We start from the raw sequence: 15,011 nt of genomic DNA, 5'->3' as shown, positions 1-15,011 counted from the left end.
GCAATAACAAGAAAAGGACGGCGGACGTGAGCCAAGCCGGAAAATCCATTCTCCTGGTCGATGACGATCAGGAAATTCGCGAACTGCTGCAGACGTACCTGAGCCGTGCCGGCTTCCAGGTGCGTACGGTCGCCGATGGCGCCGGCTTCCGCCAGGCCATGGGCGAGTACGCTGCGGACCTGGTGATCCTCGATGTGATGCTGCCCGACGAGGACGGCTTCAGCCTGTGCCGCTGGGTGCGCGAGCATCAGCGACTGGCACAGGTGCCGATCATCATGCTCACCGCCAGTTCCGACGAGGCTGACCGGGTGATCGGTCTGGAGTTGGGCGCCGATGACTACCTCGGCAAACCCTTCAGCCCGCGCGAGCTGCAAGCGCGGATCAAGGCCCTGCTGCGGCGGGTTGGCTTCGGCCAGGAGCGCGCCGTAGTGGAAGTGCTGGCGTTCGACGAGTGGCGCCTGGACATGATCAGCCACCGCCTGTTCCACATCGATGGCGAGGAGGTGATCCTCTCTGGCGCCGACTTCGCTCTGCTCAAGCTGTTCCTCGATCACCCGCAGCAGATCCTCGACCGCGACACCATCGCCAACGCCACCCGTGGCCGCGAGGTGATGCCGCTGGAGCGCATCGTCGACATGGCGGTGAGCCGTCTGCGCCAGCGCTTGCGTGACACCGGCAAGGCACCAGGGCTGATCCGCACGGTGCGCGGGGCCGGCTACCTGCTCGCGGCGCAGGTGACGCCGCACAGCCATGCGTAGCTGGCGCCGCTTCCTGCCGGTACCACGCTCGCTACTCGGGCGCATGCTGCTGTTGACCCTGCTGGTGGTGTTGCTGGCGCAGGCGCTGTCCAGTGTGATCTGGCTCTCGCAGTTGCGCGCCAGCCAGATGGAGGGCCTGCTCACCAGTGCGCGCAGCCTCGCCCACTCGATGGCGGCCAGCGTCAGTTACTTCCGCTCCCTGCCGCTGGGTTACCGGCCGCTGGTGCTGGATCAGCTGCGCAGCATGGGCGGCACACGCTTCTTCGTTTCCCTCAACGACAAGCCGCTGCAGATGCGAGTGCTGCCGCCCACACCGCGCAAGCGTGCCGTGCTGAATGCCGTGGATGAGGTGCTGCGCGAGCGCCTGGGCAAGTCGGTGGACCTCTCCGCGCAGTTCGTCAGCCCGGACGACCTGCGCATCTTCAATAGCGGCCTGAAGCTCGACGAACTGCCGCGCTCCTGGGCGCACTATGCCTTGAGCCTGGAGCCGGTGAATCCGCCGGTACTGGTCACGCAGATCCAAATCGCCCCCAACGAGTGGCTGTACCTGGCATCCCTAATGCCGGAGCCCTACGTCAGCCTGGAGGACCAGGGCCTGCCGGCGCAACAGCTGTGGTTCATCCTGCTCACCAGCAGCTTTCTGCTTCTGTTCATCGGCATCCTGGTGCACTGGCAGAGCCGGCCGCTGAAGCGTCTGGCAGTGGCGGCGCGGGAGATGTCGCTGGGCGCCACGGTGGAACCGCTGGCCGAGGCCGGCGGCAGCGAGGTGGTGGAGGTGAGCCGGGCCTTCAACAGCATGCGCGAGAGCATCAGCCGTTACCTCAGCGAGCGCAGCCAGTTGTTCAGCGCCATCTCCCACGACCTGCGCACCCCCATCACCCGCCTGCGCCTGCGTGTCGAGCTGCTGGAGGACGAGAACCTGCAGGCCAAGTTCGGCCGTGACCTCGACGAGCTGGAGCTGCTGGTGAAGGGCGCGCTGCAATGCGTGAAAGACACCGATATCCACGAGAACATCGAGCAGGTCGACCTCAATTATCTGCTGCATGGCCTCATCGAGCCCTATCTGGGCGGCGGCCGGGTGACCCTGGAGGGTGAGGCGCAGGCCAGCTACCCCGGCAAGCCGTTGGCGTTGCGCCGCTGCATCGGCAACCTGGTCGACAACGCGCTGAAGTACGGGCAGCGCGCGCACTTGCATATTGAGGACAACGCCGAAGCCTTCGTCCTGCATGTGGACGACGAGGGGCCAGGGGTACCGGAGCAGCGCCTGGAGCAGGTCTTCGAGCCGTACTTCCGCCTCTCCGGGCAGCAGCAGGGTTATGGCCTGGGGCTCGGCATCGCGCGCAACCTGGCGCACAGCCACGGCGGTGAGCTGAGCCTGCGCAACCTGCGCGAGGGTGGACTGCGTGTAACCCTGTGGTTGCCTCGGCATGCAGGGTGATCGGCAGTGCCGTTGGGAGCGCTGCGCGCACCTTGTTGGGCTGGGGGGAGGGAGGGTTGGTGTGACTCGGTCTTTCACTCATATCCTGATGCATCGACTCTGCAGGCAGGCTTTTGTAACCACCCGGTGACCATTTGCTATCCCTTTGTTACCCGCCGCCGAATGGACCGTGGGTAGACTGATTTTCAGCGCAGGCACTCAGACTTGCGCAGGCATAACAACAAGAAAGGTACCGCGTCATGAATGCGTTCTCCCGCCTAGCCGCTGTCGTTTCCCTCGCCTCGCTGTTCCCTCTCGCCGCGCTCGCCGGTGAAGTCGAAGTCCTGCACTGGTGGACCTCCGGTGGCGAAAAGCGCGCAGCCGATACTCTGAAGAAACTCGTCGAAGAAAAAGGCCACACCTGGAAGGACTTCGCCGTTGCCGGTGGTGGTGGCGAAGCGGCCATGACCGTGCTGAAGACCCGTGCGGTTTCCGGCAATCCACCATCCGCCGCGCAGATCAAGGGGCCGGATATCCAGGAGTGGGGCGAGTTGGGCCTGCTCGCCGAGCTGGACGAAGTCGCCGACGAAGGCAAGTGGGACACGCTGCTGCCCAAGCAGGTGGCCAACGTCATGAAGTACGACGGTCACTACGTGGCCGTGCCGGTGAACGTGCACCGGGTCAACTGGCTGTGGATCAACCCAGAGGTATTCAAGAAGGCCGGCGCCACGCCGCCGACCAGCCTCGATGAATTCTTCGCCGCCGCCGACAAGCTCAAGGCGGCCGGTTTCATCCCGATTGCCCACGGCGGCCAGCCCTGGCAGGACGGCACAGTTTTCGAGGACCTGGTGTTCAGCATCCTCGGCCCGCTGGGCTACCACAAGGCCTTCGTCGAACAGGACAAGGCGACCCTGACCAGCGACAAGATGGTCGAGGTCTTCGCCACCCTGAAGAAGCTCCGCGGCTATATCGATGCCGACGCCGCCGGGCGCGACTGGAACAGCGCCACCGGCCTGCTGATCGACGGCAAGGCCGGCATGCAGCTCATGGGTGACTGGGCCAAGAGCGAGTGGAGCGCCGCCGGCAAGGTAGCCGGCAAGGACTACCAGTGCCTGCCGTTCCCCGGCACCCAGGGTAGCTTCGCCTACAACATCGACTCTCTGGCCATGTTCAAGCTCAGCGACGAGGACGATCGCAAGGCGCAGAACGATCTGGCGCGCACGGTGATGGATCCGCAGTTCCAGCAGTTCTTCAACCAGAACAAGGGCTCCATTCCGGTCCGCCTGGACCAGGACATGAGCAGCTTCGATACCTGTGCGCAGCAGTCCATGAAGGACTTCAAGGAAGCTGCGGCGGGTGACGGGTTACAGCCGAGTCTGGCCCACGGCATGGCCGCTTCCAGTTACGTGCAGGGCGCTGTCTTCGATGTGGTGACCAACTTCTTCAACGACCCCGCCGCCGACCCGAAAAAGGCCGTGCAGCAACTGGCTGCCGCGATAGCCGCGGTGCAGTAAGCGGTCGGGCCGCCTGAGCCAGGCGACCGCCTCGTAGGGCGGGTGAAACCCGCCATTAAGCAACCTCACGTCCCCGGTGCATGCCCTCGCGCATGCGCCACGGGAGCGGCCGCGCCGCGTTTCTCCCGAGGGGGGAAGGCCGTCGTTTGGTGAAAGGTTCCATCGCAACACCAACGGAGTTACCCATGAACTCAATCGCAGTCTTCGCCAAGGCCTCGCCGCTGGACGCGCTGCAACGCTGGCTACCCAGGCTGGTGCTGGCGCCGAGCGTGCTGATCGTGCTGGTCGGCTTCTACGGCTACATCCTCTGGACCTTCCTGCTGTCCTTCACCAACTCGCGCTTCATGCCCAGCTACAAGTGGGTCGGGCTGCAGCAATACGAACGCCTGCTGGGGAATGACCGCTGGTGGGTAGCCAGCCACAACCTGCTGGTGTACGGCGGGCTGTTCATCACCATCAGCCTGGTTATCGGCGTGGTCCTGGCGGTGCTGCTGGACCAGCGCATCCGCCGCGAGGGCTTCATCCGCACCGTCTACCTGTACCCCATGGCACTGTCGATGATAGTCACCGGCACCGCCTGGAAGTGGCTGCTCAACCCCGGCCTTGGGTTGGACAAGCTGCTGCGCGACTGGGGCTGGGAAGGCTTGCGCCTGGACTGGCTGGTGGACCCGGACCGGGTCGTCTACTGCCTGGTGATCGCCGCCATATGGCAGTCCTCGGGCTTCGTCATGGCGCTGTTCCTCGCCGGCCTGCGCGGCGTCGATCAGTCGATCATCCGCGCCGCCCAGGTGGATGGCGCGAGCCTGCCGACAATCTACCTGCGCATCGTGCTGCCGAGCCTGCGTCCGGTGTTCTTCAGCGCACTGATGATTCTCGCGCACATCGCCATCAAGAGCTTCGACCTGGTGGCGGCGATGACCGCTGGCGGCCCTGGCTACGCCTCTGACCTGCCGGCGATGTTCATGTACGCCCACACCTTCACCCGTGGCCAGATGGGTCTCGGCGCCGCCAGCGCGATGCTCATGCTCGGCGCAGTGCTGGCGATCATCGTGCCCTACCTGTACTCCGAACTGAGGAACAAGCGCCATGACTAGCCTGGCTGGAAAACCCTCCTTCAGCTTCAGCCGCCTGGCCGTCTACGCCACCCTGATTCTGGCCTGCGCCGTCTACTTGGTGCCGCTGGTGGTCATGCTGCTGACCAGCGTCAAGACCCCGGACGACATCCGCAGCGGCAACCTGCTGTCCTGGCCGGACATGTTCACTCTGATCGGCTGGATCAAGGCCTGGGACAGCATCGGCGGTTTCTTCTGGAACTCGGTGAAGATCACCGTGCCAGCGGTGCTGATCTCCACGCTGCTTGGCGCGCTCAACGGCTACGTGCTGTCGATGTGGCGCTTCCGCGGCTCGCAACTGTTCTTCGGCATGCTGTTGTTCGGCTGCTTCCTGCCGTTCCAGGTGGTGCTGCTGCCGGCGTCCTTCACCCTCGGCCAGTTCGGCCTGGCCAATACCACCGCCGGCCTGGTGCTGGTGCATGTGGTCTATGGCCTGGCTTTCACCACGCTGTTCTTCCGCAACTTCTACGTAGGCATTCCTGCTGCCCTGGTAAGCGCCGCGCGGCTGGACGGCGCGGGGTTCTTCACCATCTTCGGGCGCATCCTGCTGCCGATGTCGGTGCCGACCATCATGGTCTGCCTGATCTGGCAGTTCACCCAGATCTGGAACGACTTCCTCTTTGGCGTGGTGTTCGCCAGCGGCGATACGCAGCCAATCACGGTGGCCCTGAATAACCTGGTGAACACCAGCACCGGAGCCAAGGAATACAACGTCGACATGGCCGCCGCGATGATCGCCGGCCTGCCCACCCTGCTGGTCTACGTGCTGGCCGGCAAATATTTCCTGCGCGGGCTGACTGCCGGCGCCGTCAAAGGTTGAAGGCTGCTGCGCCTGCTCGCGACGCTTTCAAAAGTGGAGAAATGACATGGCTACCCTCGAACTGCGCAACGTCAACAAGTCCTACGGCAGCGGCCTGACAGACACCCTGAAGAACATCGAGCTGAAGATCGACTCCGGCGAGTTCCTCATCCTGGTGGGGCCTTCCGGGTGCGGTAAATCTACCCTGATGAACTGCATCGCCGGCCTCGAAAGCATCACCGGCGGGGCGATCCTGGTAGACGAAGCCGACATCAGCGGCATGAGCCCCAAGGATCGCGACATCGCCATGGTGTTCCAGTCCTACGCGCTGTACCCGACCATGAGCGTGCGCGACAACATCGCCTTCGGCCTGAAGATCCGCAAGATGCCCCAGACCGCCATCGATGAAGAGGTGGCGCGGGTGGCCAGGCTGCTGCAGATCGAGCACCTGCTGGCCCGCAAGCCCGGCCAACTCTCCGGCGGCCAGCAGCAGCGCGTGGCCATGGGGCGGGCGCTGGCGCGACGGCCGAAGATCTACCTGTTCGACGAGCCGCTGTCGAACCTCGACGCCAAGCTGCGGGTGGAGATGCGCACCGAGATCAAGCTGATGCACCAGCGCCTCAAGACCACCACGGTCTACGTCACCCATGACCAGATCGAGGCCATGACCCTCGGCGATAAGGTCGCAGTGATGAAGGATGGGGTGATCCAGCAGTTCGGCACCCCGCAGCAGATCTATAACGACCCGGCGAACCTGTTCGTCGCCAGCTTCATCGGTTCGCCACCGATGAACTTCATCCCCCTGCGCTTGCAGCGTCGCGACGGTCAGCTCTGGGCGCTGTTGGACAGTGCGGGTGGCCGCTGCGAACTGCCGCTGGGCGCGCTGGAAGAGGGGCTGGAAGGGCGCGAGGTGATCCTCGGCGTGCGCCCCGAGCAGATTCTCCTTGCCTCGGGCAACGCCTCAGGCATGCCCAGCATCCGAGCCGAGGTACAGGTCACCGAGCCAACTGGCCCCGACACCCTGGTCTTCGTCGAACTCAACCAGACCAAGGTTTGCTGCCGCCTGGCGCCGGATGTCGCGCCGCAGGTGGGCGAGACCCTGGAGCTGCAGTTCGATCCGGACAAGGTGCTGCTCTTCGATGCGCAGAGCGGCGAGCGGCTGGGCCGGCTGGGAAAGGTGCGTAGCCCTGAGCGGTCGGCCAGGGTCGCGCAGTTCAAGGGGCGTTGAAAACAGCCGGGGCGCCTGATGGCGCCCTGGTGCGGCAATCCATCGAAGTACAACAATAAAAATCTGGAGTGCATATGAACACGACGATCAAAGGTTTGTGGGTACTGCCCTGCGCGCTGTTCGCACTTTCAGGGGCGGCGCAGGCGCTGGAGTTCAGCGGCTACGTGCGCAGCGGTGTCGGCGACTCGGTCGAGGGCGGCACGCAATCCTGCTTTCAGCTGCCCGGCGCGCAGTCCAAGTACCGCCTGGGTAACGAGTGCGAGCAGTACATCGAGCTGGACCTGCGCCAGGACCTGCTCAAGCTGGACGACGGCTCTGTGATCAGTGTCGAAGGTATGGCCCAGCTGTACAACGAGTACGGCCATACGCCGGAGTTCACCGGCGACCACGGCTTCGCGCGGATGAACCAGATGTACGCCGAGTGGAGCAAGATGCCGGCACTCAACGGCGGCTCCTTCTGGGCCGGGCGCCGTTTCTACAAGCGTAACGACATCCACATCTCCGACTTCTACTACTGGAACCAGAGCGCCACCGGCTTCGGCCTCGACGAAGTGATGATCGGCGACCGGAAGTACAGCTACGTGTTCTCGCGCAAGGACAACTACGACCAGAAGCCCTACATCAACCGCCACGACTTCAACGTCGGCGGCTTTCAGACCAATCCCGGCGGCGAAGTGGAAGTGGGCGTCAGCTATATCGACAAGCCGGACAGCACCGACGCCCACAGCGGCTGGGCGCTGGCCATGCAGCACAAGCAGATCGAATTCCTCGGCGGGGTCAACACCCTGGCTCTGCAATACGGCGAAGGCCCCGGCACCGGTCTGGGCTACACCGGCGACCCGACCCTGGACGACAGCGCCAAGAGCTGGCGCGTCGTGGAGTTCTTCGACTGGCAGGTGACGCCACGCTTCGGCGGCCAGTTCGAGGTCGTCTACCAGAAGGACACCCGCCCCGATGGCGACGATCAGAACTGGCTGTCAGTTGGCGTGCGTCCGAGCTACGCCATCACCGAACAGTTCAAGCTGGTTACCGAATTGGGTCGCGACCAGGTCGAGGCCCCCGGCGGCACCCGCAAGCTGACCAAGTTCACCGTAGCGCCGACCTGGTCACCTGCCGGCCCGGGCTTCTGGGAGCGCCCGGAAATCCGCCTCTATTACACCTACGCCAGTTGGAACGAGGCGGCGCAGCGCGCGGCCAGCCAGATGGCTGCGGGCTCGGCGCTTTCCGATACCGGCGCCTTCGGCAGCGACCTGCACGGATCCAACTTCGGCGTGCAGATCGAGTACTGGTGGAAATGATTTCGCTCAGGAGTCCCGATGTCGGCCGATGAGTCGCGTCGCGCCAGTCTGAAGCAGGCGCGGGCGGGGGAGGTTGCCGACCATCCCCTGTCTGCCCTGTTCCGGCCGGCTGCCCGTCAGGTGTTCCGCTGGATCGAGCACCAGGGGCGCGAACTGCTGCTAGTGGAGCATCCGCGCTGCCAGGCGGTGTTCAGTCGCCAGGGCGGGCAGTTGCTGCATTTCCAGCCGCGCGGCGAGCGGCCCTTGCTCTGGTGCGCCTCGCGCTGGCCGAAGATCGGCGCCATACGCGGCGGCGTGCCGGTGTGTTGGCCCTGGTTCGGTCGCCATCCCGGCGAGGGCGGCTGGCCGCACCATGGCTGGGCGCGCCTCAGCGACTGGCGCCTGTTGCACAAGGATGCAGACGACACCGGCGTGCGCCTGCACTGGCGGCTGGAGCTGCACGAGTGGCAGGTGGAGCTGCACACGGAGCTGGGCGAGGGCATGTCCCTCGAGTTGAGCACACGCCATCGCGACAGCGAGCCCTGCATGCTCAGCCATGCGCTGCACGCCTACTGGCGCGTCAGCGATGTGGCGCGAGTCGGGCTGCGGGGCCTGAATGGCGCCGAGGGCCGTGACCTGCTGGTGCGCGAGCCGTGCCGGCAGCAGGGCGAATTGCGCATAGCCGATGGCTGTCATCGCATTTTCCGCCGTGGCGGAGTGGTGCGCCTGCAGGATCCGGGTTGGCAGCGACGCCTGTGCATCGATGGTGGAGGGAGCGCCAACACCGTGGTCTGGCATCCCGGTAGCCGCCCGCTGAGCGATGTCGGCTGGACCGAAGGGCTGGGTTTCGTCTGTGTGGAGGCGGCCTGTTGCGATACCGACAGCCTGACCCTGGCGCCGGCGGAGGAGGCGCGGCTGACGCTGCGGGCTTGGGTTGGGTAGTGAATTTGCGTTGAGTAGCCCGGACGTAGGGCGGGTGAAACCCGCCGAATGGAGCACCGCGCGATGGTCAAGCGGCTTGCACCCGCACTGTGGGGTCAGAGTGAGAGTGAGAGTGAGAGTGATGGGGCCGCGTCGGGGATCAGTCAGTAGGGCGGGTGAAACCCGCCGAATGGGACGACGCACGGTGGTCATGCGGGTTTCACCCGCACTGTGGAGGAAGAGTGAGAAGGCAGCCTTGGGGCTCAGTTTGGCTCTTCGTCGCTCGGGTAGCGGCTGGCGTTGAGGCTCTCCTTGATCTTGCGCAGGTGTGGTTGGAAGTCCACGCCACGGCGCAGGGTCATGCCGGTAGCAAGCACGTCGAGCACGGTGAGCTGGATGATACGCGAGGTCATCGGCATATAGATGTCGGTGTCCTCCGGCAGCGGGATGTCCAGGCTCAGGGTGCTGGTCTTGGCCAGCGGCGAGCCGGCGGCGGTGAGGCCGAGCACTGAAGCGCCGTTCTGCCTTGCCAGGCGTGCCACTTCTACCAAGTCGCGGGTACGGCCAGTGTAGGAAATGATCACGAAGAGGTCGCCGGTATGGGCCACCGAAGCCAGCATGCGCTGCATCAGCACATCGGAATGGGCGGACACCGCGAGGTTGAAGCGGAAGAACTTGTGCTGGGCATCGAGGGCCACGGAGGCGGACGCGCCGAGGCCGAAGAAGTGGATCTGCCGCGCCTGGATCATCAGGTCCACGGCGCGGCTGATCAGTTGCGGATCGAGGCTCTGGCAGGCGCTGTCCAGCGAGGCGATGGCGCTGCCGAAGATCTTCCGGGTGTAGGCCTCGGGGCCGTCGTTGGCTTCCACCGCGCGGCTGACATAGGCGGCGCCGCTGGCCAGGCTCTGGGCCAGTTGCATCTTCAGTTCCGGGTAGCCGTTGACGCCGAACGAACGGCAGAAGCGGTTCACCGTCGGCTCGCTGACCTGCGCCGCCTGGGCCAGCGCGGCGATGCTGTAGCGGGTGGCTTGCTGCGGGGCCTGGAGGATCGCTTCGGCGACCTTGCGCTCGGCCTTGTTGAGTTCTTCGAGGCGGTTCTGGATCTGCTCCAGCAGGTTGTGCATGCGGTCCATGTCGGTTCCTGGGAAAGGCAATGCATTCGGTGGCCTATCGTACTGAGCGCTTCCGGTCGGGGCCATCGGAATCTGAGTTATGTATAAATGTAGTTTTATTACTACACCGCGTATTGATGAATCGTTTCATTAGGTGTATTTCTAACGCTGTATTAGGTAGAAGAACAAATATTATGACCTCAATTACTGTCGAGCCCTGCACCATCGCCCTCTTCGGGGCCTTGGGTGATCTTGCGTTGCGCAAGCTGTTTCCCGCCCTTTATCAACTGGACCGCGCCGGCCTGCTGCATGCCGAGACGCGCATCCTTGCCCTGGCCCGCGAAACGGGCGAGCCGAGCAGCCACCTGTCCGCTATCGACGAGCACCTGCGCCGCCACGTGCCGGCACGCGAAATCGATGAAGTGGCCATGCAGCGCTTCATGGCGCGCGTGGACTACCTGACGATGGATTTCCTCCAGGCCGAGGACTACGCCGCACTGGCAGACAAGCTGGGGCGCGTGGAGCGGCTGATCGCCTACTTCGCCACGCCCGCCTCTGTGTACGGGGCGATTTGCGCCGGACTGGCGCAGACCGGGCTGACGGATGTGACCCGGGTGGTATTGGAGAAGCCCATCGGCCACGACCTGGCGTCATCGCGCAAGGTCAATGATGCTGTCGCGCTGCACTTCCCGGAAAACCGCATCTACCGGATCGATCACTACCTGGGCAAGGAAACAGTGCAGAACCTGATCGCCCTGCGGTTTGCCAACAGCCTGTTCGAGACGCAGTGGAATCAGCACCACATTTCCCATGTCGAGATCACCGTGGCGGAGCAGGTGGGCATCGAGGGCCGCTGGGGCTACTTCGACGAGGCCGGCCAGCTGCGCGACATGATCCAGAACCACCTGCTGCAGTTGCTCTGCCTGATCGCCATGGACCCGCCCAGCGATCTCTCGGCGGACAGCATCCGCGACGAGAAGGTCAAGGTGCTCAAGGCACTGGCGCCGATCACCGTCGAACAGTTGGGACAGCAGGTGGTGCGCGGCCAGTACATCGCTGGCAGCATCCTCGGCAAGACAGTGCCGGGCTACCTGGAGGAAGACAACGCCAATGCCCAGAGCGACACCGAAACCTTCGTCGCGCTGCGAGCGGAAATCCGCAACTGGCGCTGGTCCGGTGTGCCCTTCTACCTGCGCACCGGCAAGCGCATGCCGCAGAAGCTGTCGCAGATCGTCATCCACTTCAAGGAGCCGCCGCACTACATCTTCGCCCCTGAACAGCGCCCGATAATCAGCAATCGCCTGATCATCCGCCTGCAGCCGGACGAGGGCATTTCCCTGCAAGTGATGACCAAGGACCAGGGCCTGGACAAAGGCATGCAGCTGCGCAGCCGCCCGCTGCAGCTGAGCTTCTCCGATACCTACCGGAGCTCGCGGATTCCGGATGCCTATGAGCGTCTAGTGCTGGAAGTCATGAAGGGCAACCAGAACCTCTTCGTGCGCAAGGACGAGATCGAGTACGCCTGGAGGTGGTGCGACCAGCTGATCGCCGGCTGGCAGCGGCAAGGCGACTCGCCCAAGCCCTATGCGGCGGGTAGCTGGGGGCCGGTGGCCTCGATTGCATTGATCACTCGCGATGGCAGGAGTTGGTATGGCGATCTGTAATCTCGACCTGCCGGTGCAGGTCACCGGACTCAGCCTGAACAGCCCCGAACAGTTGGCCATTGAGCTGGCGCTGGCGGTGGCCCATGCCTTGCGCATGGCCATCGAGGCGCGTGGCGTGGCATCCCTGGTGGTATCCGGCGGGCGCAGCCCGATCGCCTTCTTCCAGCGTCTGTCCAGCCAGGAGCTGGACTGGTCGCGGGTGGCGGTGAGCCTGGCGGACGAGCGCTGGGTGCCGGTCAGCCATGCCGACAGCAACGAGGGCCTGGTCAAGCGCCATCTGTTGCGCGGTCCGGCCGCCAAGGCACGTTTCATCGGTCTGTATCAGTCGGCGCAGAGCCTGGAGGACGCAGCGCAACTGGCGGACCAGGTTCTGGCCGAGCTGCCGCAGCCCATCGACGTGCTGGTGCTGGGCATGGGCGAGGATGGCCACACCGCATCGCTCTTTCCCGGCAGCCCGAACCTCGCGCTGGCGTTGAGCACCGACTGTCCGCAGCGGTGCCTGCCGATGCATGCACCGAGCGTGCCCCGGCAGCGCCTGAGCATGCCGCTGGCCTTGCTCGCCAGCGCACGCCTGGCGCTGCTGGCCGTGCAGGGCCATGCCAAGGTGGCGACCCTGGCCGAAGCCCTTGCCGGAGTAGACCAGGCGCAGATGCCAATTCGCGCCTTTCTCCATCGTCCCCTCGAGATTTATTGGTGCCCATGAGCCAGAAGGATCAGCCGATATGACCAACGTCCAGAATAGTAGGGTGGCAAGCCACGGGGCCGCTCCGAGCATGGCCGAGAAGGCCGCACAGATCGACAGGCTGTGCGAACAGGCGCGCATCCTGCCCGTCATCACCATCGAGCGCGAGGCGGACATCCTGCCGCTGGCCGATGCCTTGGCCGCGGGCGGCCTGCGTACATTGGAAATCACCCTGCGCTCCGAACTTGGCCTGACTGCGATCCGCATGTTGCGCGAGCAGCGCCCCGAGTTGTGCGTCGGTGCAGGTACGGTGCTTGATGAGCAGATGTTGGCCGATGCCGAGGCGGCGGGGGCGCAGTTCATCGTCACTCCCGGCTGTACCGCCGAGCTGCTGCAGGCCGGCGTGCAGAGTCCATTGCCTGTGCTGCCGGGGATTTGTAGCGCCTCGGAGATCATGCTCGGTTATGCCTTGGGCTATCGCCGTTTCAAGCTCTTCCCTGCCGAGGTATGTGGCGGTGTCGCGGCTCTCAAGGCACTTGGCGGGCCTTTTGCCGGTGTGCGTTTCTGCCCGACCGGAGGTGTTAACCCAGGCAATGTGCAGAGCTACATGGCGCTGTCCAATGTGATGTGCGTAGGCGGCACCTGGATGATGGACAGCAGCTGGATACGTCAGGGCGACTGGCAACGCATCGCCGCCTGCAGCGCTGAGACCCTGCGACTGCTGGCCTGACCCCGCAGCGTGCCGGCCACGGCCGGTACGACGGATCGACGGATTACCCAACCCGGCTCCCCGTGAGCGCCTTCCCCCGAGGGATGAGCAATGACTAACAACAATAACCTTGATGCCCTGTTTCCTACCGCTGCCGAGATTCCCGAGCGCTACCGCCCGGGCGAACCGATAGTCCAGCGTGAATACCTGGTGAATGGCGAACTGCGCAACTGGAGCGGGCCGTTGGCGATCGTGCGCAGCCCGATTTTCCTGAAGACGGAAAACGGTGATGAACAGGTGCAACTGGGTAGCACGCCGCTGCTCGATGCCGACGCCGCACTGACTGCGTTGGACGCTGCGGTGCAGGCCTACGATCACGGTCAGGGCGCCTGGCCGACCATGCGTGTGGCCGAACGCATCCAGCATGTGGAGACCTTCCTGGCGCGCATGCGCCAGCAGCGCGAGGCGGTGGTCAAGCTGCTGATGTGGGAGATCGGCAAGAACCTCAAGGACTCGGAGAAAGAATTCGACCGCACCTGCGACTACATGGTCGACACCATTGAGGCGCTGAAGGAGCTGGACCGCCGCTCCAGCCGCTTCGAGCTGGAGCAGGGCACCCTCGGCCAGATCCGCCGCGTGCCGCTGGGCGTGGCGCTGTGTATGGGCCCCTACAACTACCCGCTGAACGAGACCTTCACCACCCTGATCCCGGCGCTGATCATGGGCAACACCGTGGTCTTCAAGCCGGCTAAGTTCGGCGTGCTGCTGATCCGCCCGCTGCTGGAGGCCTTCCGCGACAGCTTCCCGGCCGGGGTGATCAACATCATCTATGGCCGTGGCCGCGACACCGTCAGCGCGCTGATGGCCAGCGGCAAGGTCGACGTGTTCGCCTTCATCGGCACCCACTCGGGTGCCAGCGACCTGAAGAAGCTGCACCCGCGTCCGCACCGCCTGCGCGCGGCGCTGGGCCTGGATGCGAAGAACCCCGGCATCGTGCTGCCGCAGGTCGACCTGGACAACGCGGTCAGTGAAGCCGTCACCGGCGCCTTGTCGTTCAACGGCCAGCGCTGCACGGCACTGAAGATCCTCTTTGTCCACGAAGATGTGCTGGAGCCGTTCCTCGACAAGTTCTGCGCCAAACTGGCCACACTCAAGCCGGGCATGCCCTGGGAAGATGGCGTGGCGCTGACGCCGTTGCCCGAGCCGGGCAAGGCGGACTTTCTCTCCAGTCTGTTGCACGACGCCACCAGCAAGGGCGCGCGGGTGGTCAACCCCGGCGGTGGCGCGAGCCGCGAGAGCTTCTTCTACCCGGCGCTACTCTGCCCGGTGAGCCCGGACATGCGCCTCTATCAGGAGGAGCAGTTCGGTCCGCTGATTCCGGTGGTGCCGTACCGCGAGCTGCAGGAAGTGATCGACTACGTGCTGCACTCCGACTACGGCCAGCAACTGAGCATCTTCGGCAATGACCCGGCGCAAGTGGGCCGGCTGGTGGATGCCTTCGCCAACCAGGTGGGGCGCATCAACCTCAACGCGCAGTGCCAGCGCGGGCCGGACACCTTCCCCTTCAACGGGCGCAAGAACTCGGCGGAGGGCACCCTTTCCGTGCATGACGCGCTGCGTACCTTCTCCATTCGCACCCTGGTGGCCACCAAGTTTCAGGAAGACAACAAGGAGTTGATCAGCGAGATCATCCGCAACCGCGAGTCGAGTTTCCTGACCACCGATTACATCTTCTGAAAGCGCTGGCGGAGCCGACCCGGTTCAGGCCGGGTCTAGGAGCCTGTCGGACTTAGCGCTGTCCTACTGCGAAAGCCTGGA

Annotated in this window: 13 protein-coding genes; 12 read left to right on the top strand and 1 reads right to left on the bottom strand. The window is 64.6% G+C overall.

Annotated elements, in window-relative coordinates; translation table 11 throughout:
* The first annotated feature begins 26 nt into the window (after positions 1-26).
* From D3879_RS25080 to D3879_RS25045, 8 genes are all read left to right on the top strand, one after another.
* Positions 27-758 carry a response regulator gene (locus D3879_RS25080; RefSeq protein WP_119956876.1) on the top strand — a complete coding sequence of 244 codons (732 nt, stop codon included), beginning with the start codon at positions 27-29 and terminating at the stop codon, positions 756-758.
* On the top strand, positions 751-2,196 hold the full coding sequence (locus D3879_RS25075) for an ATP-binding protein (RefSeq protein WP_119956875.1): 1,446 nt from the start codon (positions 751-753) through the stop codon (positions 2,194-2,196). The genes D3879_RS25080 and D3879_RS25075 overlap by 8 nt, the downstream gene beginning before the upstream one ends.
* 239 nt (positions 2,197-2,435) lie before the next feature.
* The gene (locus D3879_RS25070) at positions 2,436-3,689 is read left to right on the top strand and encodes an ABC transporter substrate-binding protein (RefSeq protein ID WP_119956874.1); all 1,254 of its coding nucleotides are present in this window, start codon (positions 2,436-2,438) and stop codon (positions 3,687-3,689) included.
* 185 nt (positions 3,690-3,874) lie between these two features.
* Positions 3,875-4,783 (top strand): carbohydrate ABC transporter permease, encoded by a 909-nt coding sequence (locus D3879_RS25065; RefSeq protein ID WP_119956873.1) that lies wholly within the window; start codon positions 3,875-3,877, stop codon positions 4,781-4,783.
* Complete coding sequence (locus D3879_RS25060; protein ID WP_119956872.1) at positions 4,776-5,621, top strand: carbohydrate ABC transporter permease; 846 nt, start codon at positions 4,776-4,778, stop codon at positions 5,619-5,621. Before D3879_RS25065 ends, D3879_RS25060 begins: the two co-directional genes overlap by 8 nt.
* A gap of 46 nt (positions 5,622-5,667) precedes the next feature.
* On the top strand, positions 5,668-6,828 hold the full coding sequence (locus tag D3879_RS25055) for an ABC transporter ATP-binding protein (protein WP_119956871.1): 1,161 nt from the start codon (positions 5,668-5,670) through the stop codon (positions 6,826-6,828).
* Positions 6,829-6,902: 74 nt separating this feature from the next.
* Positions 6,903-8,126, top strand: a complete 1,224-nt coding sequence (locus D3879_RS25050; RefSeq protein ID WP_119956870.1) for a maltoporin — start codon at positions 6,903-6,905, stop codon at positions 8,124-8,126.
* 18 nt (positions 8,127-8,144) lie between these two features.
* Positions 8,145-9,047, top strand: coding sequence for a D-hexose-6-phosphate mutarotase (locus D3879_RS25045; protein WP_119956869.1), 903 nt, complete (start codon positions 8,145-8,147; stop codon positions 9,045-9,047).
* Between the two features lie 242 nt (positions 9,048-9,289).
* Here the strand turns inward: D3879_RS25045 and D3879_RS25040 are convergent, their stop codons facing one another.
* Entirely contained in the window at positions 9,290-10,150 is an 861-nt protein-coding gene (locus tag D3879_RS25040; protein ID WP_177412495.1) for a MurR/RpiR family transcriptional regulator, read from the bottom strand.
* Positions 10,151-10,332: 182 nt separating this feature from the next.
* On the opposite strand from D3879_RS25040, the gene zwf reads away from it, so the two are divergent.
* The 4 genes from zwf (at position 10,333) to D3879_RS25020 (ending at position 14,930) form a co-directional block, all read left to right on the top strand.
* Positions 10,333-11,802 (top strand): glucose-6-phosphate dehydrogenase, encoded by a 1,470-nt coding sequence (zwf, locus tag D3879_RS25035; protein WP_119956867.1) that lies wholly within the window; start codon positions 10,333-10,335, stop codon positions 11,800-11,802.
* Positions 11,789-12,505 (top strand): 6-phosphogluconolactonase, encoded by a 717-nt coding sequence (gene pgl, locus D3879_RS25030; protein ID WP_119956866.1) that lies wholly within the window; start codon positions 11,789-11,791, stop codon positions 12,503-12,505. The genes zwf and pgl overlap by 14 nt, the downstream gene beginning before the upstream one ends.
* Before the next feature lie 19 nt (positions 12,506-12,524).
* The gene (locus D3879_RS25025) at positions 12,525-13,214 is read left to right on the top strand and encodes a bifunctional 4-hydroxy-2-oxoglutarate aldolase/2-dehydro-3-deoxy-phosphogluconate aldolase (RefSeq protein ID WP_238474323.1); all 690 of its coding nucleotides are present in this window, start codon (positions 12,525-12,527) and stop codon (positions 13,212-13,214) included.
* Between the two features lie 90 nt (positions 13,215-13,304).
* Positions 13,305-14,930 carry an NADP-dependent glyceraldehyde-3-phosphate dehydrogenase gene (locus D3879_RS25020; protein ID WP_119956864.1) on the top strand — a complete coding sequence of 542 codons (1,626 nt, stop codon included), beginning with the start codon at positions 13,305-13,307 and terminating at the stop codon, positions 14,928-14,930.
* Positions 14,931-15,011 lie beyond the last annotated feature (81 nt).

Source organism: Pseudomonas cavernicola (genome assembly GCF_003596405.1).
In the GTDB taxonomy this organism is placed as follows: Bacteria; Pseudomonadota; Gammaproteobacteria; order Pseudomonadales; family Pseudomonadaceae; genus Aquipseudomonas; species Aquipseudomonas cavernicola.
This window is presented reverse-complemented; position numbering and strand designations above follow the sequence as displayed.